This is a genomic window from Mycobacteroides abscessus ATCC 19977, assembly GCF_000069185.1.
Classification (GTDB): Bacteria; Actinomycetota; Actinomycetes; order Mycobacteriales; family Mycobacteriaceae; genus Mycobacterium; species Mycobacterium abscessus.
The window spans coordinates 898985-916822 of record NC_010397.1; the positions used below are offsets into that span (position 1 = coordinate 898985).

General features: G+C 62.7%; 19 protein-coding genes. 9 read left to right on the forward strand and 10 right to left on the reverse strand.

The genetic code is table 11. From position 1 onward, the window contains the following. The first annotated feature begins 28 nt into the window (after positions 1-28). From paaA to MAB_RS04775, 7 genes are read left to right on the forward strand one after another with little or no spacing between them, the layout of a single operon-like run. A complete protein-coding gene (gene paaA, locus MAB_RS04745) occupies positions 29-1009 on the forward strand; it encodes a 1,2-phenylacetyl-CoA epoxidase subunit PaaA (RefSeq protein ID WP_005083210.1) in 981 nt (326 codons plus the stop codon). Between the two features lie 50 nt (positions 1010-1059). After that, complete coding sequence (gene paaB, locus MAB_RS04750) at positions 1060-1344, forward strand: 1,2-phenylacetyl-CoA epoxidase subunit PaaB (protein ID WP_005083207.1); 285 nt, start codon at positions 1060-1062, stop codon at positions 1342-1344. 18 nt (positions 1345-1362) lie between these two features. Further along, a complete protein-coding gene (paaC, locus tag MAB_RS04755; protein ID WP_005083205.1) occupies positions 1363-2280 on the forward strand; it encodes a 1,2-phenylacetyl-CoA epoxidase subunit PaaC in 918 nt (305 codons plus the stop codon). A gap of 5 nt (positions 2281-2285) precedes the next feature. After that, positions 2286-2804, forward strand: coding sequence for a 1,2-phenylacetyl-CoA epoxidase subunit PaaD (gene paaD, locus MAB_RS04760; protein ID WP_005113332.1), 519 nt, complete (start codon positions 2286-2288; stop codon positions 2802-2804). 1 nt (position 2805) lies between these two features. Further along, entirely contained in the window at positions 2806-3906 is a 1101-nt protein-coding gene (gene paaE, locus MAB_RS04765) for a 1,2-phenylacetyl-CoA epoxidase subunit PaaE (protein ID WP_005083203.1), read from the forward strand. A 28-nt stretch (positions 3907-3934) separates the two neighbouring features. Beyond that, complete coding sequence (gene paaK / locus MAB_RS04770) at positions 3935-5260, forward strand: phenylacetate--CoA ligase PaaK (protein ID WP_005083202.1); 1326 nt, start codon at positions 3935-3937, stop codon at positions 5258-5260. A 28-nt stretch (positions 5261-5288) separates the two neighbouring features. Then, on the forward strand, positions 5289-6431 hold the full coding sequence (locus MAB_RS04775; protein WP_005113994.1) for a PucR family transcriptional regulator: 1143 nt from the start codon (positions 5289-5291) through the stop codon (positions 6429-6431). Positions 6432-6488: 57 nt separating this feature from the next. Here the strand turns inward: MAB_RS04775 and MAB_RS04780 are convergent, their stop codons facing one another. From MAB_RS04780 to MAB_RS04805, 6 genes are all read right to left on the reverse strand, one after another. Beyond that, on the reverse strand, positions 6489-7760 hold the full coding sequence (locus MAB_RS04780; protein ID WP_005113334.1) for an NAD(P)/FAD-dependent oxidoreductase: 1272 nt from the start codon (positions 7758-7760) through the stop codon (positions 6489-6491). Positions 7761-7768: 8 nt separating this feature from the next. Beyond that, entirely contained in the window at positions 7769-8119 is a 351-nt protein-coding gene (locus tag MAB_RS04785) for a 2Fe-2S iron-sulfur cluster-binding protein (protein ID WP_005113335.1), read from the reverse strand. A 2-nt stretch (positions 8120-8121) separates the two neighbouring features. After that, positions 8122-9048: a fumarylacetoacetate hydrolase family protein gene (locus MAB_RS04790; RefSeq protein WP_005083198.1), complete on the reverse strand. Its 927-nt coding sequence runs from the start codon at positions 9046-9048 to the stop codon at positions 8122-8124. Between the two features lie 54 nt (positions 9049-9102). Then, the gene (locus MAB_RS04795) at positions 9103-9945 is read right to left on the reverse strand and encodes a polysaccharide deacetylase family protein (protein ID WP_005113337.1); all 843 of its coding nucleotides are present in this window, start codon (positions 9943-9945) and stop codon (positions 9103-9105) included. Then, positions 9942-11153 carry a cytochrome P450 gene (locus MAB_RS04800; RefSeq protein WP_005113338.1) on the reverse strand — a complete coding sequence of 404 codons (1212 nt, stop codon included), beginning with the start codon at positions 11151-11153 and terminating at the stop codon, positions 9942-9944. The genes MAB_RS04795 and MAB_RS04800 overlap by 4 nt, the downstream gene beginning before the upstream one ends. 204 nt (positions 11154-11357) lie before the next feature. Continuing rightward, the gene (locus MAB_RS04805) at positions 11358-12737 is read right to left on the reverse strand and encodes a lipase family protein (RefSeq protein ID WP_005115768.1); all 1380 of its coding nucleotides are present in this window, start codon (positions 12735-12737) and stop codon (positions 11358-11360) included. Between the two features lie 504 nt (positions 12738-13241). On the opposite strand from MAB_RS04805, the gene MAB_RS04810 reads away from it, so the two are divergent. Both MAB_RS04810 and MAB_RS04815 read left to right on the forward strand, forming a co-directional pair. Next, complete coding sequence (locus MAB_RS04810; RefSeq protein ID WP_005113340.1) at positions 13242-14471, forward strand: saccharopine dehydrogenase family protein; 1230 nt, start codon at positions 13242-13244, stop codon at positions 14469-14471. Between the two features lie 71 nt (positions 14472-14542). Beyond that, a complete protein-coding gene (locus tag MAB_RS04815) occupies positions 14543-15403 on the forward strand; it encodes a PaaX family transcriptional regulator C-terminal domain-containing protein (protein ID WP_005113341.1) in 861 nt (286 codons plus the stop codon). Here MAB_RS04815 and MAB_RS04820 read toward each other — a convergent pair. The 4 genes from MAB_RS04820 to MAB_RS04835 form a co-directional block, all read right to left on the reverse strand. Beyond that, positions 15396-15782, reverse strand: a complete 387-nt coding sequence (locus MAB_RS04820) for a hypothetical protein (protein ID WP_005113343.1) — start codon at positions 15780-15782, stop codon at positions 15396-15398. The two genes, MAB_RS04815 and MAB_RS04820, sit on opposite strands and share 8 nt — an antisense overlap. A gap of 5 nt (positions 15783-15787) precedes the next feature. After that, entirely contained in the window at positions 15788-16792 is a 1005-nt protein-coding gene (locus MAB_RS04825) for an alpha/beta hydrolase family protein (protein ID WP_005113345.1), read from the reverse strand. A gap of 97 nt (positions 16793-16889) precedes the next feature. Next, positions 16890-17312: an organic hydroperoxide resistance protein gene (locus MAB_RS04830; protein ID WP_005063604.1), complete on the reverse strand. Its 423-nt coding sequence runs from the start codon at positions 17310-17312 to the stop codon at positions 16890-16892. Beyond that, positions 17309-17755: a MarR family winged helix-turn-helix transcriptional regulator gene (locus tag MAB_RS04835; RefSeq protein ID WP_005113347.1), complete on the reverse strand. Its 447-nt coding sequence runs from the start codon at positions 17753-17755 to the stop codon at positions 17309-17311. The genes MAB_RS04830 and MAB_RS04835 overlap by 4 nt, the downstream gene beginning before the upstream one ends. Positions 17756-17838 lie beyond the last annotated feature (83 nt).

Sequence of the window (17838 nt, forward strand, 5' to 3'; positions counted from 1 at the left end):
ACATTCGGTCGGTAATCAGGAGGATTTGATGACAGTCACCGATATCTCATCGCAGGCGGAGGGTCTTTCCGACGATCTCACGGCCGAGGGTTTCGACGCCGCAATTGCCGCAGGTCGCCGCATCGAGCCGCGAGACTGGATGCCCGACGGCTACCGCAATACTCTGATTCGTCAGATTGCCCAGCATGCGCACTCGGAAATCATCGGTATGCAGCCCGAAGGCAACTGGCTGACCCGGGCGCCTTCGCTGCGCCGTAAGGCCATTCTGATGGCCAAGGTGCAAGACGAAGCCGGTCATGGGCTCTATCTGTACTCTGCGGCCGAGACCTTGGGTGTCGATCGTGCCGAGCTGACGGCCAGATTGATCGATGGTAGACAGAAGTATTCGTCGGTCTTCAATTACCCCACTTTAACTTTTGCCGATGTGGGGGCCATCGGTTGGCTCGTAGACGGTGCCGCGATCTGTAACCAGGTTCCGTTGTGCCGCAGCTCTTTCGGTCCGTATGCCCGAGCGATGATCCGAGTTTGCAAGGAAGAGTCCTTTCATCAGCGCCAGGCCTACGAACTGCTGATGACGATGATGTCAGGAACCGACGCGCAGCGCGCGATGGTCCAGGAGGCCGTCGATCGGTGGTGGTGGCCGGCTCTGATGATGTTCGGCCCGCCCGATGCCGACTCGCCAAACACGGCGCAGTCCATGGCCTGGGGGGTCAAACGCCACACCAACGACGAACTGCGACAACGCTTTGTCGACATGACCGTGCCGCAGGCTCAGGTGCTCGGTGTCGCGCTGCCCGATCCGCTTCTGTGCTGGAACGAAGAGCGCGGTGCGCACGACTTCGGCGCACCCGACTGGGACGAATTCATGAGCGTCGTCAAGGGCTTCGGTCCGTGCAATGCCGAACGCATCGGCAACCGCAAGCGGGCGCACGACGACGGAGCATGGGTCCGTGACGCCGCTATGGCGTTCGCTGCAAAACAACGTGAAATGGAAGGCCATCCAATATGATTCATCCCGAGCCCGAATCCGGTGCTACCGCTCCTTCGGGCGGAGCGGTAGTGGCCGCCGAATGGCCGCTCTACGAGGTATTCGTCCGTGGCAAACGCGGCCTCAACCATGTCCATGTCGGATCGGTGCATGCGGCAGATGACGTGATGGCATTGCGCCACGCTCGTGATCTCTACACGCGTCGGAACGAAGGCGTCAGTCTCTGGGTGGTGCGTTCGGTCGACATTGTCGCGACCAGCCCGGCGGAGAAGGATCCGTTCTTCGCGCCCAGCGGCGACAAGGTGTATCGGCATCCCACCTTCTACGACATCCCCGATAACGTCCCTCACATGTGAGACCGGAAGGCCATCACGATGAATGATCACGACTCCGCTTTCGCCGGCCTCGTCGACGCCGACACACTTGACCAATGGGCGTTCGGCACTAGCTTTGACGATCCGCTCGCCGGGGTGGACACCACGTTGGCCGACGGTATCGATGCGACAGATCTGGCGACCTACTGCCTCATGCTCGCCGATGATGCCTTGATCAGTGCGCAACGACTGACGCAGTGGTGCACCAATTCGCCCGAACTGGAGGAGGAGGTCGCGCTGTCCAACATCGGTCTCGACCTGCTCGGTCAGGCCCGGCTGCTGTTGGCCCGGGCCGCGGCCGCCGACCCGGCGATTGTGCCCACCTTGCCCGAAGGCTCGCCAGCGCCGGCCGAAGATGCGTTGGCATTCTTCAGGGACGAGCCGTTCTTTCGGTGCGTGCGTTTGGTCGAGTTGGCGAACGGCGACTTCGCGCAGAGCATCGCCCGGCTGCTGGTGTTCTCGACTTATCGACTGGCGGTGCTGGACCGGCTATGCGGGTCGCGCGATCCGGTGCTCGCGGCCGTCGCCGCGAAAGGCGTCAAAGAGCTGACGTATCACCGTGACTACGCCGCGCGGTGGTTCATCACGCTCGCGGACGGCACCGACGAATCGCGGACCCGAATCGAGCACGCGGTCACGTCGATATGGCCCTACGTCGACGAGTTGTTCACCGCTAACCCCGTTGAACAGCGATTGGCGGCGGTCGGCGCTGCCGTGGATTCGTCCACTTTGCGCACGGAGTTCGACAGCGTCGTCGAGCAGGTCCTGCGAGCGTCCGCTTTGCCTGTCCCGACGGCGCGGCCGGTCATGGTGGTGGATGGCAGGTCCGGCCGCGACGGCATCCACACCGAGGCGCTGAGCTATCTGCTGGCCGAGATGCAGTCGGTGGCCCGCGCGCATCCCACCGCAACGTGGTGATGACGATGGTTCACCACGCGCCGGGCTCGGTCGCTCGCGCACGCGACATCGCTGCGGCGGTGACCGACCCTGAGATGCCGATGCTGACCCTGGCCGACCTCGGGGTGTTGCGAGATATCCGGCAGGAAGAGGACGGCACTCTCATCGTGACCATCACACCGACCTACTCAGGTTGCCCGGCGATGGCCACCATGCGGGCCGATCTCGAACGTGCGCTTGCCCTCGCCGGATACCACCGGGTGGAGGTGCGTACGGTCCTGGCGCCGGCCTGGACTTCGGACTGGATCACCGACGACGGTCGCCGCAAACTCGAAGAACACGGAATCGTCCCGGCACATGTGGTGGGCGACCGGCCTTCCGGGCCCATACCGCTGACCCTCGCCGCCAGCCGCCCGCTCGTGCGGTGTCCGCAGTGCAAATCCCTCGAAACCGAAATGACGTCCGAATTCGGTTCGACCGCCTGCAAATCGCTGCACAGATGCATCCACTGCGGCGAACCATTCGACCGAATCAAGGAACTCTGACATGACCACCGAATTGTCCGCGCCCACCACCGGACGCGGCATGCGCAACCGGCCGTTCCGCACGGTGCGGGTCGCCGAGGTACAGCAGCTGTGCGCCGATGCTGCGGCTATCACTTTCGCGGTGCCCGACCAGTACATCGACGAATTCGGTTTCGCCCCTGGGCAATCCATCACAGTGCGCCGGAACGTCGACGGAGTCGAGCAGCGCCGCACCTATTCGATCTGCTCGCCGCTCGGGGCCCGACCCCGCATCGGGGTCCGCGAGGTGCCCGGGGGAGCGTGCTCAGGGTGGCTGGTGCACCAGCTGTCGGCCGGCGATGAGATCGAGGTCCAGCCGCCGTCCGGGAACTTCGTTGCCGATGCCACGACGCCGGCACATCACGTTCTGATCGCCGCCGGATCGGGTATCACGCCCCTGCTGTCCATCGCCGCATCGGTTTTGGCGCAGCCGGATTCGCGGGTCACCCTGCTCTACGGAAATCGGCGGGCCAACACCGTCATGTTCGCCGACGAGCTTGCCGACCTGAAAGACACGTACCACAGCCGACTGCAACTGGTCCACGTACTTTCACGGGAACCGCGTACCGTCGAGCTGTTCAGTGGGCGACTCGATCACCAGCGGATCCGCGTGCTCCTGCAGCAGCTGGTGCCGATAGCTGCCGTCGACCATGTGTGGTTGTGTGGGCCGTTTGGCATGGTCACCGATGCCCAAGCGGCGCTGCGGGAGCTCGGGGTGGAAGACAGCCGCATTCACCAAGAGTTGTTCTTCGTCGAAGACGCCGCCCCACCTCAGGCAGAGCATCGAGACGGAGTTGCGTCAGGACCGGTCAGTGAAGTGACCATTGTCTTGGACGGGGCGACCAGCACCATGGCATTGCCGCGCAACGTGTCAGTCCTCGACGCGGCCCAACGATCGCGCGACGATCTGCCATTCGCCTGTAAGGGCGGTGTGTGTGGCACCTGTCGCGCGAAGGTCACCGGGGGTGCGGTCGACATGCGCCGCAATTATGCCCTTGAGCCGGACGAGATAGACGCCGGATTTGTGCTGACCTGTCAGTCCTATCCGACCACCGATTCATTGACCGTCGACTTCGACGCCTGAAATCCCACCTCACCCACCGGAGTACGCCATGATCGAAACCGTCGAACGCAGCGAGAGCCACAGCGTGGCGTGCTCGCCTGATGAGCTCGAGCCCATCGAAATGGCCTCGCGTGACGAAATTTCCGCACTGCAATTGGAGCGGATGAAGTGGTCGCTGCGCCACGCCTACGACAATGTCGCTCATTATCGACATGCGTTCGATCAAGCGGGGGTGCACCCCAACGACCTCAAGGACCTCGCCGACCTGGCACACTTTCCGTTCACCACCAAGGCCGACCTCAGGCAGACCTACCCCTTCGGGATGTTCGCCGTCCCGCAATCCCAGATCTCACGGGTCCACGCCTCATCGGGCACCACCGGCCAACCCACCGTAGTGGGGTATACCGCCGCCGACATCGACATCTGGGCGAACCTCGTCGCCCGCTGCCTTCGTGCCGCCGGCGTCCGGTCAACCGACAAAGTGCACGTCTCCTATGGCTATGGGCTGTTCACCGGGGGTCTGGGCGCACACTACGGCGCAGAACGACTGGGCTGCACAGTAATTCCGGTCTCGGGCGGTATGACCGAACGTCAGCTGCAACTCATCACAGACTTTCAGCCCGACGCCATCATGATCACCCCCTCCTACATGCTCACGTTGCTCGACGCGATGGACCGCGTCGGCATCGACCCGCGCAGCACCTCGTTGCGCACAGGAATTTTCGGGGCGGAACCATGGACCGAGCAGATGCGAAGCGAACTCGAACACAAGCTCGGCATCAGTGCTGTCGACATCTACGGCCTATCCGAGTTGCTTGGTCCTGGAGTGGCCCAGGAATGCGTTGAAACCAAAGACGGACTGCATATTTGGGAAGATCACTTCTACCCCGAGATCATCGATCCGGACACCGGCCAGGTGTTGCCCGACGGCTCCGAAGGCGAGCTCGTGTTCACGTCGCTGACCAAGCAGGCCCTGCCGATCATTCGCTACCGCACTCGCGATCTCACCAAGCTGCTTCCCGGGACTGCCCGCAGCATGCGCCGTATGCGCAAAGTAACCAGCCGTAGTGACGACATGATCATTCTGCGCGGGGTCAACCTGTTCCCGTCCCAAATCGAAGAGCTTATTCTCACCATTCCTACGCTCGCACCACATTTCGAGTGTGTGATTGACCGACCGACGCGCTTGGACCGGCTGACTGTGAACGTGGAACACCGTTCGGGGACAACGCCTGCCGAATGCGACACCGCAGGGGCAGCGCTGGCGCACCTGATTAAGCAGAAGATCGGCGTCAGTGTCACAGTCGACGTGCTGGCGCCCAATACGATTGCCCGGTCCGAGGGCAAAGCCCGAAGGATCGTCGACCATAGATAGCGCCGGTCACGGACGGTTTTGGCACACTATGTCGATGGATCGACCAGATGCGCATGAGCTGTGCGCGGCAGTAGCCCAGCGAATCGAGCGCAACGAGCCAGACTTGACGGCGCGTATCCGCGCCGAACTTCCTTCGTACACGAGGCTCTCCGAGAGCGAGCACCGCCGCACGGTGCACGAACTGGCACGTCGACTGCTGACCGGCATCGCCGATCGCGAGGGGCCGGTTGCCGAACATCTGCAGTACACCCGCCGCGCTGCGCTGCGCCGGATGCAACTCGGCGTCTCCGCCTACGACATGATGCGGTCCTTTCATATCGTGAGCTCGGGTATCTGGAACGCGCTGCAGACCGCACCGGAGGCCAACGACGCTCTGCTGCTCGACCTGGTAGAGCCACTGGCCACCTGGACGGAAGCACTGACCGCGGCGGTTGTCGACGCGTTCATTGAAGAGCAACCAGTCCGGTCGGTCCACGAAATGAAAACCAGGCGCGAGTTCTTCGCAGAATTGGGTGACCGGAGCCGCGCCGAGCGAACAGCGGAAACAGCGCGCACGCTTGCGTTCGATGTCGATGGCGAATTCCAGGCGCTCTGTTCGCCGCGATCGGTGTGGCCGGACACCGAGGTGGAAATGCTGCAGCGGACCACCCGTCACCTGCCCGGTGTTGTTCAGTGTGGCGTTTGGGGCAACGTCCTGGTGGCGCTGGTGCAGGATTGCGACGTCGAGAACGTCTTGCGGAGCGCGCAGGCGATCAGCGGCGCGAGTGCCGAGTACGGCGTAGGACTGGCCCGTCGCGGCCTAGCAGGTGCACATCAGAGCTGTATCGATGCGGAGCGCGCGCTACGCATGGCGCGAGTGCAGAAGCTACCGGCGGCGCGGTTCGTCGATTGGTGGCTCGAAGCATCGCTGTTGGATTTCCAGAGTCAGCTCGCCGTGCTCTTTGACGCAGTCCACGAGACTGCGACAAAGTACCCGGATCTTGCCGAGGCTGTGTTGGTGTTCGCGGACTGTGGATTTTCCCTGGCTCGGGCCGCGCGGAGACTTCAGGTGCACCCCAATTCGGTGGCCTACCGACTGACCCGTTGGCAGCAGTTGAGCGGCGCGGATCCCCGCACCTTCGACGGGCTGGCCCGCTCAGTGATCGCGTGCCGACTCACGTGCCCGGTTTGACTAGTATCCCTGTTGTCCAAGACAAGCCATCATTTGTGGATCGGCGTCCGCTGCCGACTACGCGGCACTGGTTGCGGACTGCACGAACGACTTGAGCGAGAAGCCCGGACTACGCGCATCGGTGGGGCTCGGGCGCTTGTCGCCGGCCAGTATGCGGCGGGCCGCCAGATGATCGCCGGGCCGGTTGATCGACTCGACAGAGACCAAGGTCTGGTCGTTGAAGCGAAGTACTGAGAAGGCTTGCGCGTCACCAACCACCACGGATTCGCTTACCTCAAGGGCCTTTCCGGCGATCTGGAGTTTTGCGGAGTACTGGTGCGTCCAGAACCACGGTACGGCGACGTAGTTTTCGACGGATCCGGTGAGTCGGGCAGCGACGAACCGACCATGGTCCACCGCGTTCTGTACCGATTCCAGTCGTATCGAGGCGCCCGAGCCAGACACGGGGAAGGCCGCGCAATCGCCGACCGCTGATATCGCAGGATCCTTGGTGAGCAGCGCGGCATCCACACAAACTCCGTTGTCTACGGCCAGCCCTGCCTCGGCCGCGAGTTCAATGTTGGGTACCACACCGACGCCGACGACCACCAGATCGGCGGCCATCGTTGTGCCACACGTCAATTCGACTGTGTCTAGTTTTCCGGCGCGGTCGGTGCGGATGGCGGCCAACGAGCGTCCCAGATGCACGTTGACGCCTTCACGTGCATGCAAATCCGCCAGGTGCTGCGACACGTGCGGCGAAACAACACGTGCCATCACTCTGTCGACGGCTTCGACAACATGCACCCGTTTGCCGCGCTTACGGGCCGCGGCAGCAACTTCGAGGCCGATAAAGCCTGCGCCGATGATCACGATATCGTCCGAGGTGCCGATCCTCTCGCGAATATCGCGCGCGTCATCGAGCGTGCGCAGCCCAAGCACGCCAGGCGTGTTGGCGCCGGGGACCGGAATTTCCCGGTTGCGGGCGCCGGTGGCGAGTACCAGATGCCCATAGCCGAGGCGGCTACCATCGTCGAGCGTGATTGTGCGTTGAGCGCGGTCGATGCTGACGGCGGCGGCACGCCGAAATTCGATGCGCTGTATTTCGTAGAATTCGTGGGCCCGCAAGGGTGGGGGCTGATCGACGGTGCCGCACAGGTACTCCTTGGACAGCGGCGGACGTTGATACGGCGATCTGGCTTCTGCGTCCACGATGACGATTCGATCGCTAAAGCCGAACTCGCGCAATGAGACAGCGACTTGTACACCCGCGTGGCCGGCGCCGACGATCACCACCGCGGCATCCTCACGGTCTGGTGGCACCGGCATCGAATCGGAGAGGGCTGGCATTGCGGAGCTTAGCCTTTCCGCACTGATTGTGCGACAGGGGATTCAGTATCGAGGGGGATTTCGACGGTAATCGCCCCTAGTGCGTTGTCGACTTGAACCTGACAGGCAAGACGGCTCGTCGGACGGCGCGCGCACTCGGTGAAGTCGAGCATCTCGTCCTCGTCATCAGCAATCGGCGGTAGCCGTAGGTAGTCGGCGTCGTCGACATATATGTGGCAGGTGGCGCACATCGCGTTGCCGCCGCAGTCGGCGGTGATACGTGGCACGTCATGGGAAACCGCGACATGCATGAGCGATACGCCTTCTTCTGCGTCAAGAGATTTCGTGTAGCCGTCGCTATTGGTGAAGGTTATTTTCATCGTTACCTCGATGCGCTCTCGATGGGTTTTTCGTCGTGGACAGGTAGCCGCATTTTGCCCAACTTGGCCGAATGAGCTTCGATCACATCCCCCGGTCGGAGGTAGCGCGGAGGATCGAATTGGAATCCGCAGCCGCCGGGCGTTCCGGTCAGGATGATGTCCCCGGCGCGCAGGGCGATGGTTGCACTCACTGTTTCAACAACCTCGGCGAAGCCGAGAGTCATGTCTACCGTTGAACCGCTCTGCCGCAGTTCGCCGTTGATCCGAAGTTCGAAGTCGAACGTTTCAAACGTCGTATCTGAGCCGGTGGTAAAGAGCCACGGGCCAGTTGGGCAGAATGTCGGGTATCCCTTGCCGCGGACAACCTGCGCCTGCAATGGCGAACCGCCGAAGCCGAACGGTAGCGCAACATCGCGGGCAGTGATGTCGTTGGCGAGCATATATCCGGCGACGTGCTTGATCGCCTGACTGCGCTCGATGCGGTATCCGGGTTTCCCAATGACGACAGCAATTTCGATTTCGTAATCGAGTGCGTGCGATGTCCGCGGCGCGATGACGGCGTCACGGGGGCCGCTAATGCTGGTGGGCGACTTCATGAAGACGACGGGGTCCGCCATCTTCGGCAGCGGGGAATCGGTGTCTGAATGTGTCGGGTAGTTGAAGCCCAGAGCAATGACCTGGCCGGGCTCGGGAATCGGGGCCCCCAACGCAACGGAGTCGAGCGGCACCGGTTCGAAAGAGCCACCAGCGAGTTCGTCAGAGATCAACGGCGAGATCTGCGGTAACAGTGCTATCAGCTCGCGTGCCGAGGACACCTGGATGTCGTGACGGGCGAGCATCGGCGCAAGGGGAGCGACGGTGTCATCGTCGATGAGCACGCCGGGTTGCCATTGATCGGCACCGGCGAAGCTGACGATCCGCAAATTCATCAGTACTTTCCCATTTCAATTGTTGTGAAATATCAAGTTGTACAACGGGTTATGTCACCATGCCGGTAGTTCGTCGACGTGTTGTACAGCGGGCACGGAGTCGGGATGTGCCCGCATCCAGTCGGCGATCTCGCCCGCGCTGGCGAGCCAGATCCGGGAGTCGTCCGCGATGCGGTCGATGAGGTTCACCACGGCTCCGACCCGGTCGGGTTGGTCCTGCCACGGAACATGGAAGACGAACGTGGCCAGGCCGCCGCTCGCGACCGTCTCGTCGAGATAGCGGTCGTACGCTGCGAGCAGGCCGGGGGCGCCGACCGCGTGCTCGCCGGGAGGCACCCTGAGCTTGGCGAATGAATCGAAGTAGTAGGACCCATCAACTGTGGACCATGCGAAGGGGAGCAGGGCCAGCCCATCTTGTAACCCACTGCGCGTACCAGCCAGCGACACGTGATCAAAGCCTGCCTGCGCCAACAGATCTAGGCTGTGGTCGCCCAGGAGACCGCCCGGCGGGCGGGCCCCCCTCGGCCGAATGCCGGTGCGCTCGAACGCATTCAAGCTTTCGGCTATCGAGTCGGCGATGGCACTGCCGGTCGATTTACTCCAGGGCTCGTGCAGCCAGCCGTGCCAGCCGATCTCATGGCCGTGTTCGAGGATGGATTCCAGAGCACGCGGGTAGTGCGCATAATTCCAGGTCTCGACGTAAAACGTGCACGCTGTGGACCGCTCTGCGAGCGCCGCAAGCAGGGCCGGCAGACAGTGCGTGACGCTGGGATGTGCACCGACCACGGTATCGGGAGGAAGCGCTCCGATCTGGATCTCGGCCGCCTCGCCGAGATGGTCGAAGGTGATGCATGCAGCGGCCCGCCGACCGTCCGGCCCCCATCCGGTCTGCCTCATCGCCCGGAGCTCACCATCATCGAGCGCATGAACGCAAAGCTCAGATCGGTGCCCCAATCGGGACGATCCGACGTGACGCGAATGTTGGGTAGCCGCTGCGGCAGCACCCGCATGAAATAGTCACCCTCGAGCCGAGAAAGCGGGGCGCCAAGACAGTAATGACCGCCGCCGGTGAACGCGAGGTGCCGGTTGGTTCCGCGAGTGATATCGAGGGTGTCCGGGCTGTCGAAGAAGCGTTCGTCGCGGTTCGCGGAAGCCAGCCCGAGCAGCAATTGGGCGCCTTCGGGGATCGACTGATCATGAAGCACCATGTCCTCACCCGCATAGCGGTGGACGACGTGCACCGGGGACCGATACCGGAGCGACTCCTCCCACGCCTTCGGCGCGAGATCCGGATTGTCGGCGAGCGTACGCATTTGCGCCGGATGCGACGAGAACCCGTAGACCGCATTCGTCAGAGCGACCATGGTGGTGTGATAGCTGGCGATGAACAGCCCGACGAGGGTGATGATCAGCTCGGTGCGAGTCATCTTCGACCCGTCCGCCTCGGCTTCCAAAAGCGCGCCGACAGCGTCGTCGCTGTCGAGCTTTCCCTGCAACGTATCGACAAGATCGCCGATGTAGTCGATGTAGAACTGTGCTGCAGCGTCGGCGGCCGCCAACTGTTCGGCGGTGATGCCGCCATGGCTGAGGATCGGATTGAGGTCCGGCATCCGCTCAAGCACGGAGTGCGCGTCGGACATTGGTGCATGCAGCAGCCGGCAGGCAATCTCGGCCGGCACCCGGCTGGCGAATTCGCCGACGAAATCGAATTCACCGTCGAAGTCCATCAGCCGGTCGATTCCGGCGCCGATGATCTCTTCGACCCACGACCGCATGGCGGCCACGGCTCGCGGCGAAAACGCAGCTGCAGCAAGCTTTCTTAAGCGCGTGTGTGAGGGCGCATCCATCGACGGCAGGGAGAATCGGTAGAACTCCGAAGCCGGCCCCGTGCCGATGTGAGCAGGGAACTCGCCAGCACGTGGCTGTACCCGGGCCGATGCGGTCTTGAGAACCCGGCTGACGTCGGCGTACCGCGTCAAGAGGTAGGCCTCGTGCCCATTCACCTCGACAGGCAAGACAGGCTGATTGTCCCGCAGATCCTTATAGACGGGGTAGCGATCGACCGCGCCCACGAGGTCGTCCAATTCCGTGCTGCTGAGTGTCATACCTGTCCTGCCTTGCTGAGCCGACGTGCTGCGGCGTGAAATGTGTCTTAGGCCTGATGTCTTGCGTCTTGGTGATGGGGATCACGTTAGTTGTGTTCGAGCGTCAGTCCTCTGGGGATACCGAGAAGATCGCATACCCGTTTTGGCGTAAGCGCGAACTGTGAAGCGACATCGTTGGTGGGCGCCGCGGTGTTGACCGCCTGCTCATGGCAGCTCTGAGCAGTTGGAACTCGTCGGAACACCGTTGAAGCGGTCCGCCAGCCAGGCCATGTTCCGCTCACCGTCTACCAACGGCGCCAGAAACAGATTGGTACCCAACTTGTTGAACAACGGTGGCAGCTCGTTGGTCCAGAATGTGACGTCGGCTCCCATTGCGCACCAGTCTTTCGCGGTTGCCATCGCATCCGCGTACGGCCCCACTGGGTCCCATCGATTGTGTTCGATGTACACCGGCCCGGTCGGTTTATGGTTACCGATTCGTTGAGCGTCACTGAGGCTCTTAAACGGTTCCTGCCGAACGGCCTGGAGAATATCGTTCTTGAACCAGGGCTGCACGTGGCGAAATGCGTAATCAGTCCCTGTCTGTAGCATGCATTGCCCCGCGGTGTTCTCGAACATTTCGAGGCCGCGAGGTGTGAGCATCTCCCTCAGGGGCTGGTCAAATTCGGGATAGGTCGCGACGATCGCGTTCAGCAGCCATCCCATCGCCCCAACGAGGAAGGAACCATCCGCCGAGGACGCCACGCTCGCCATATCGGTCACCGGTTCCATGGCAACGGTGCCGGCAATCTTGAGTTCGGGTCCATAGGTCGACGCCAGTTCGGCCGCTGCCAGTGCAGCCGAACCACCGGAGAACCAACCCCAAAATGCCACGGGCCCATCAGGTGTCAGCGAGGTACCAGGGAGTTTCTTCGCCGCCCTGGCGGCGTCGATCACCGCAGTCGCTGAGGCAATCCGCATGAGCAACTGCGGTGCCATCCGGCCGTGTACACCCGACCCGATACCGTCGGGGATCACGATGGAATATCCCCGCGCCAATAGCGTCGTGAGGAACATCGAATCCAAATTGACCATCAGATCGAACCCGGTGTCGCCCGACGCATGAATACCCTGGTTGATCAACCGCGATGCTGCGCATTGCTCACCCATTCCGTTCGGCAGCGGCGCGTAGACCAGTAGCGGCCTGGGCCCATCGCCCGGCCATGGGTTATCCGGTTCGATGTACGTTCCGGTCGCCGCTACCGGCTTGCCGTTGTTATCGGTGCTGCGGTACATGATCCGGGTTCCGGTTCCGACGTAGGAACCAAGCTGCCCTGACGGCTCCAACGCCAGTCGCGACGGTTCGGTGCGGATGAGATCCCCGAGAGCGCCCGCGGGGAGAGGCTCAGGCGGGGTATAGAACTGCCAGTATCGGCTCTCGTCGGCCCGAGCGGCACCCGGTGCAAAAAAAGGTGTTAATGCTAGTGAAACCAAGAGGACGGCAACCGATCTGATGGCAGCTCGCCAACGTCGACGATCGCAGTCAATCGCCACTGTTCGCGCCTTGGCCTGCGCGCAGTATTTGCCAATTGTCATACTGGGCATCTGTGCTCCACCTTGTCGGTTGGTCTCGTCTCGCTAGCCGCGAGGGCGCCCGTGACTGTGATGCAGCGCTAGGCTCACAGAATTTATGAACTGGCTCACATCCGTGTCTTTGTCGAAACGATGGATTTTCTACAGCTAGAACAGTGGAAACCAACAAACTTTCGGAGTGTTCTGGGTGTTCTGGGTTAGATCTGCGCTACGCAGATGGAGATACGTTGCAGTGGAACAAATTCCGCGTCAGATGGTTGGTGGCCTAGTGGCTGAGAGGCCGGTTCGGTCGCGCCGAGCGGATCGTCGCCGTGGCCTCGTGGCTGTTTTCCGCGAGTTGGATGCGCGGCCAGCTCGCGAGGTGACTAGAGGTCCTTGACGCCGTCGTCTTGCATGGCGCGGGCGACGAATTGGGCTTTGCTGACCGCCGGCCGCCCCCGCGACCACGGGCGACTACCTGATCAAATCTATCGGATAGATAACGATCGTTTGTGATTTGATAGGTACTATGGCGGTGTGAAGATACTGGCTTTGGGCGGCGCGGGTGCGATGGGGGCGGCGGCTGTACGCGCCGCACTCGATATACCCGGTGTCGAGGAGATTGTCGTCGCCGACCAAGATCTGGGTGCTGCCGAGGCTCTAGTACGACGCCTGGGGGAGGGGCCGGTCCCGACTCGAGCTATGTGCGTTGACGTGACCGATGCGGGAGCGCTCAGGACAGCACTCGAAGATGTTGATCTGGTCCTGAACACCGTCGGTCCCTACTTCCGTTTTGGATTGACGGTGCTGCGCATGGCAATTGAGACCAGAACCCACTACCTGGACATCTGCGATGATTGGGAGCCCACGTTGCAGATGCTCGGCCTTGACGAGATCGCACGTGCGCACGGTGTCTGTGCGGTGATCGGTATGGGTGCCAGCCCGGGAATCAGCAATCTGCTTGCCGCCACCGCCGCTGCGGAACTCGATGAGGTAGATGACGTCTACACGGCATGGCCGGTGGATGTCGGCGGCAGCGGTGCGGATACCGAAGAAAAGTCGCAGCTGTTGGGGGCAGACGGCCGGCCTACCGCCGCGGCGACGCATTGGATGGAGCAGGCCAGCGGCACGATCACCGCGGTCGGTGCCGGAAGGCTCGTGGAGAAGCGTCCGCTGAGCCCGGTCTCGTTGGAATTGCCCGCGGGGCGCCGGGGCACGGCCTACTCGATAGGCCATCCGGAGCCGATCACTGTGCAGCGCACGCTGAAACCGCGTGGCGACGCGCTGAATCTGATGGTCATCAAGCCCTGGACCGTGGCGTATCTCGACACACTGCGGCGCGACATGGACGCGGGCCGGCTGAGCAGAGAAGAAGCCGCGGAGGCATTCGCGGTGCCCAAGTTCCGCCGCGTGCTGCGTTCCGCCTATGTGGCACTTCGTCTCCGGGGGCCGGGCACACTCCCGCCGTTCTTCGCCGCAGTCACCGGCGAGCGGCACGAAAATCGATATACTGTGCTCGCCCGGTTGAATCTGGAAGGATCGCAATCGCATCCGATCAGAACTGCGTTGCGCGATATGGCGCGTATCACGGGCGTGCCGCTGGCGCTGGGGATGGCGCAGGTGATCGACGGGTCCGGCCGCCGCCCGGGCGTTCACCCGCCGGAGGCCGTCATCGAACCCGCGCGTTTTTTTGCCGATCTCGCCGTGGCCCTTGGATGTGACAGCGGAGTATCGCCCTACTTGGTTGAGCAGCAACCGCTGCCATGATCCGATCGCTGGCGCACCGAACGTAGGATGATTGAACACAATTCGCACGCTGCTGTTTCGGAGGTGAATGCTTGGACATCCAACACGTGCTGAACGCCGATATCTCCACTCGTAGCGTGGTCGAGAGCATGATCCGTGAGGACGCCACGATTGCCACCGGCGAGCTCTACGACGTTGCCAATATTCTCGGCATGAGCGACCAGCAGGTGAGGCTGTGTATCAAACGCCTTGTCGCGGAGGGGCGTTTTACGCAGGAGGGGCGGGGGCGCAAAGCGATCTTGCATGCCACGGGTGCGACCAGGAACACTCTGGAGCCCGATCTGGATTTTGTCCGCTATATGTACCAGCAGGACCGTGGTTTGGCGCCGTGGGATGGGGGGTGGCACCTCACCGCTTTCGCGGTGCCCGAATCGGCTCGAACCGCGCGCGATGCGATGCGTGAAGAGATCGTTCGCTTGGGTGGTGCACCGATTCAGGGGGGACTGTACGTGTGTGCCAACGCCTGGGAGTCCCGGGTCGGGGCGGCCGCGGAAAGGCTCGGCGTGGCGGAACATGTCACCATGTTCACCACGACCGACCTGGCGATTGGCGGCGAGACCGGCGCGCGTGAATTGGCCGAACGGCTCTGGCCGATCGATGCGATCGCCGAACGCCACCGCAGGCTGCTGGCAGTGGCCGAAGGGCTACTCCCGGTGCTGCGTACGGCGTCGCCCACCGAGTTGCTGACCCTTGCCGTCGCTCTTGCCGCGGAATTCACCCGGGCAGTCGAACCCGACCCGCTACTGCCGCCGCAGTTGCTCCCGCAGCCGTGGGTCGGTGCGGCTGCCCGATCGGCTGCTGCCGCATGCTGGGCAGAACTCGCCAAAACTGAAGCTGACCAATCTATTCGGCTCTTCGGCTGGTACCGCGAAGCGATTCAGCAGATCATCTGAACGGATCACTGCGCAGCATCCGTACCAGCCCGGCGCTGCCCAGCAGGGCGCCGAGGACTGTCAGACTGAACCAGAACCAGCCCCACGACGGCGGCAACGGAAAGAGCACGGCGACCGCGGCGCCGTATATGCCGATAGTCAAGCGAAGGCGCAGAACGTCGTTGAAGTTCGCGAGCGTCACGGTGGGACGGATCCGGCGCACGGAATACAGGTTGGCCGCTAGCAGGGTCAGCAGAAACATGAGGCCGAGCAGCTGGGCCCACAGTGGCGGGGCGCCGGCCCACGGAGCGGCGAAGGGCAGTGTCATCGCCGCGAGCAGTACGGCACCCGCTGCTTCACCCAAGGCCAGGCGCCGAGTGATGCGTCGCTGCACACCCATCGGGCTCAGTGCACTGGCTGTCCCGCAACATAATTCCGCATATTTTCCAAATACCCAGGGGCATAGAGCGATCGGGGAGCGAACACCGCGACCAGCGTCGAGCGCCAGTTTTGATCATTGTCGAGATCAGCCTTCACGATGTTGTGTGAGGCATCCGGGTACCGCTGCACCGTCAACTGTTGCGGCGGCAGTAGTTGGCGGTAAACCCGCTCCGTCTCGTTAACATCGACGTTGAGATCGTCGTCGCCCAGCGCGAGCAGCACCGGTACCTTGACTTGCGGCAGTATGCCGGTCACATCCGACAGATAGTTCTTACGTACGAAGTTCCAGCGATCGGCAGACATCGGATCGGAATCATGTTGAGTCGCAAGGTATTGCTCGTAGGTCGCATTGTCGCGCAGCGGCTGTAGGGTTGCGTTGTGGCTATCCAGGGCCGCCGCAATCTCGGATTCGGACGCGCCTTGATGCGTGAGCTTGGCGCGCGTATTGAACTCGCCCTGACGTAGCCAGTTCACCGCCGCACCCACCAGAATGACAAATTGCAGATCGGGCGTACGCGCGGCTACCTCCGGTACCACCCATCCGCCCTGGCTGATTCCCCACATCCCGATGCGCCGGGGATCGATATCGGCGCGTCCGCGGGCCCACCTGATTGCTGCCTCGGCTTCGGTCGCACGGTCATGCATGCTTTGGTCCAGCCAATTGCCGGCAGCCCCATCGATTCCCGGTTTGTTCCAGGACAGGGAGGCGTATCCGGCCTTGGCGAACGATTCCCAGATCGGTTTGTAGAAGCTGTTTCTGGTCGCATCGGCAGGTCCGTCTCCGTGGATGAAAACCACCAGGCCGAAGGGGCCGTTGCCGTCCTTGGGCAGCGCCAGCGTCGCCTGGAGCGGCTGAACCGAGCCGGGAATCGTCAGCCGTTCTTCGCGGATGGCGAAGTCGTTGGCATAGATAATCCAGCCACCGGTACCGAGGACAAGCGCGATCACGCATGCGGCCGCGACGAGCATGCGCCGGGTTGTTCTACCCGGAGTAAAACTATTGAACACGGCACGAGCGTATCAGTGTTGATAGATAAGCAAGGCTGTGTTCGGGCGCTGGGCCCGCTCAGTCGTCGGTGACCACGAGCGTGACGTCGATGTTCCCGCGCGTTGCGTTGGAGTACGGGCAGACCTGGTGCGCCTTCTCTGTCAGCTGCTGCGCTGCGTCATGGTCGAGGTTGGGCAGGGTGACCTCGAGCTCGACGGCGAGGGCGAAGCCGCCGTTGTCGGTGGGCCCCAGTGAGACTCGAGCTCCCACTGACGAGTCCGTGATGTCGGCCTTCTCTTGGCGGCCGATCATCCGCAATGCGGAGTGGAAGCAGGCGGCGTAGCCGATCGCGAAAAGCTGTTCGGGGTTGGTGCCATTGCCGCTGCCGCCCATCTCCTTGGGGATGGCGAGGTCGAGGTCGAGTCGGCCATCGGAGGTGCGGCCCTTGCCGTCTCGGCCTTCCCCGGTGACCAATGCCTCGGCGGTGTAGAGAGTGCTCACGCGGATTCCTTTCGTAGTGATGCCTGTAGGGCATCGGTGAGTTGACAGACCGCGTCGCGCAGGTCCGTGGCCTCCCGCTCGGCGATGCCGGTGGCGAGGGCGAGCTTTTCGGGAATGCATTGAGCTTTCCGCTCCAGATGCCGCCCGGCCGGGGTGAGCGTGACCTCGACCAGGCGCTCGTCGGAGGCGGATCGTTCGCGCCGGATGAGTCCGTTGGTTTCCAATCGCTTCAGCAGGGGGGAGAGGGTGCCGGAGTCCAGGCGTAGTCGCTCGCCGAGTCTGCTGACGGTGGCGCGGTCCTCTTCCCATAGCGCCAAGAGGACCAGGTACTGGGGATAGGTCAGGTTCAGTTCGGTCAGGATCGGGCGGTACACCGCGGTCATCGCACGCGACGCCGAGTACAGGGCGAAGCACAACTGATGGTCCAGTCCGAGCGCGCTCATCACAATACGGTAGCCCACAATTCAATTGTGCACAATTGATACAGGGCGGTTTCGTTCACAGGTAACTCACAGTGGCGACCCAG

Coding starts and splice junctions, on each gene's coding strand:
- MAB_RS04835 (WP_005113347.1), bottom strand. CDS start 17,755: ATGAGCGCGCTCGGACTGGACCATCAGTTGTGCTTCGCCCTGTACTCG.
- paaA (WP_005083210.1), top strand. CDS start 29: ATGACAGTCACCGATATCTCATCGCAGGCGGAGGGTCTTTCCGACGAT.
- MAB_RS04790 (WP_005083198.1), bottom strand. CDS start 9,048: ATGAATTTGCGGATCGTCAGCTTCGCCGGTGCCGATCAATGGCAACCC.
- MAB_RS04795 (WP_005113337.1), bottom strand. CDS start 9,945: ATGAGGCAGACCGGATGGGGGCCGGACGGTCGGCGGGCCGCTGCATGC.
- paaD (WP_005113332.1), top strand. CDS start 2,286: ATGGTTCACCACGCGCCGGGCTCGGTCGCTCGCGCACGCGACATCGCT.
- paaK (WP_005083202.1), top strand. CDS start 3,935: ATGATCGAAACCGTCGAACGCAGCGAGAGCCACAGCGTGGCGTGCTCG.
- paaE (WP_005083203.1), top strand. CDS start 2,806: ATGACCACCGAATTGTCCGCGCCCACCACCGGACGCGGCATGCGCAAC.
- MAB_RS04800 (WP_005113338.1), bottom strand. CDS start 11,153: ATGACACTCAGCAGCACGGAATTGGACGACCTCGTGGGCGCGGTCGAT.
- paaC (WP_005083205.1), top strand. CDS start 1,363: ATGAATGATCACGACTCCGCTTTCGCCGGCCTCGTCGACGCCGACACA.
- MAB_RS04805 (WP_005115768.1), bottom strand. CDS start 12,737: ATGCCCAGTATGACAATTGGCAAATACTGCGCGCAGGCCAAGGCGCGA.
- MAB_RS04775 (WP_005113994.1), top strand. CDS start 5,289: ATGTCGATGGATCGACCAGATGCGCATGAGCTGTGCGCGGCAGTAGCC.
- MAB_RS04780 (WP_005113334.1), bottom strand. CDS start 7,760: ATGCCAGCCCTCTCCGATTCGATGCCGGTGCCACCAGACCGTGAGGAT.
- MAB_RS04820 (WP_005113343.1), bottom strand. CDS start 15,782: ATGGGTGTGCAGCGACGCATCACTCGGCGCCTGGCCTTGGGTGAAGCA.
- MAB_RS04825 (WP_005113345.1), bottom strand. CDS start 16,792: ATGCTCGTCGCGGCCGCATGCGTGATCGCGCTTGTCCTCGGTACCGGT.
- MAB_RS04785 (WP_005113335.1), bottom strand. CDS start 8,119: ATGAAAATAACCTTCACCAATAGCGACGGCTACACGAAATCTCTTGAC.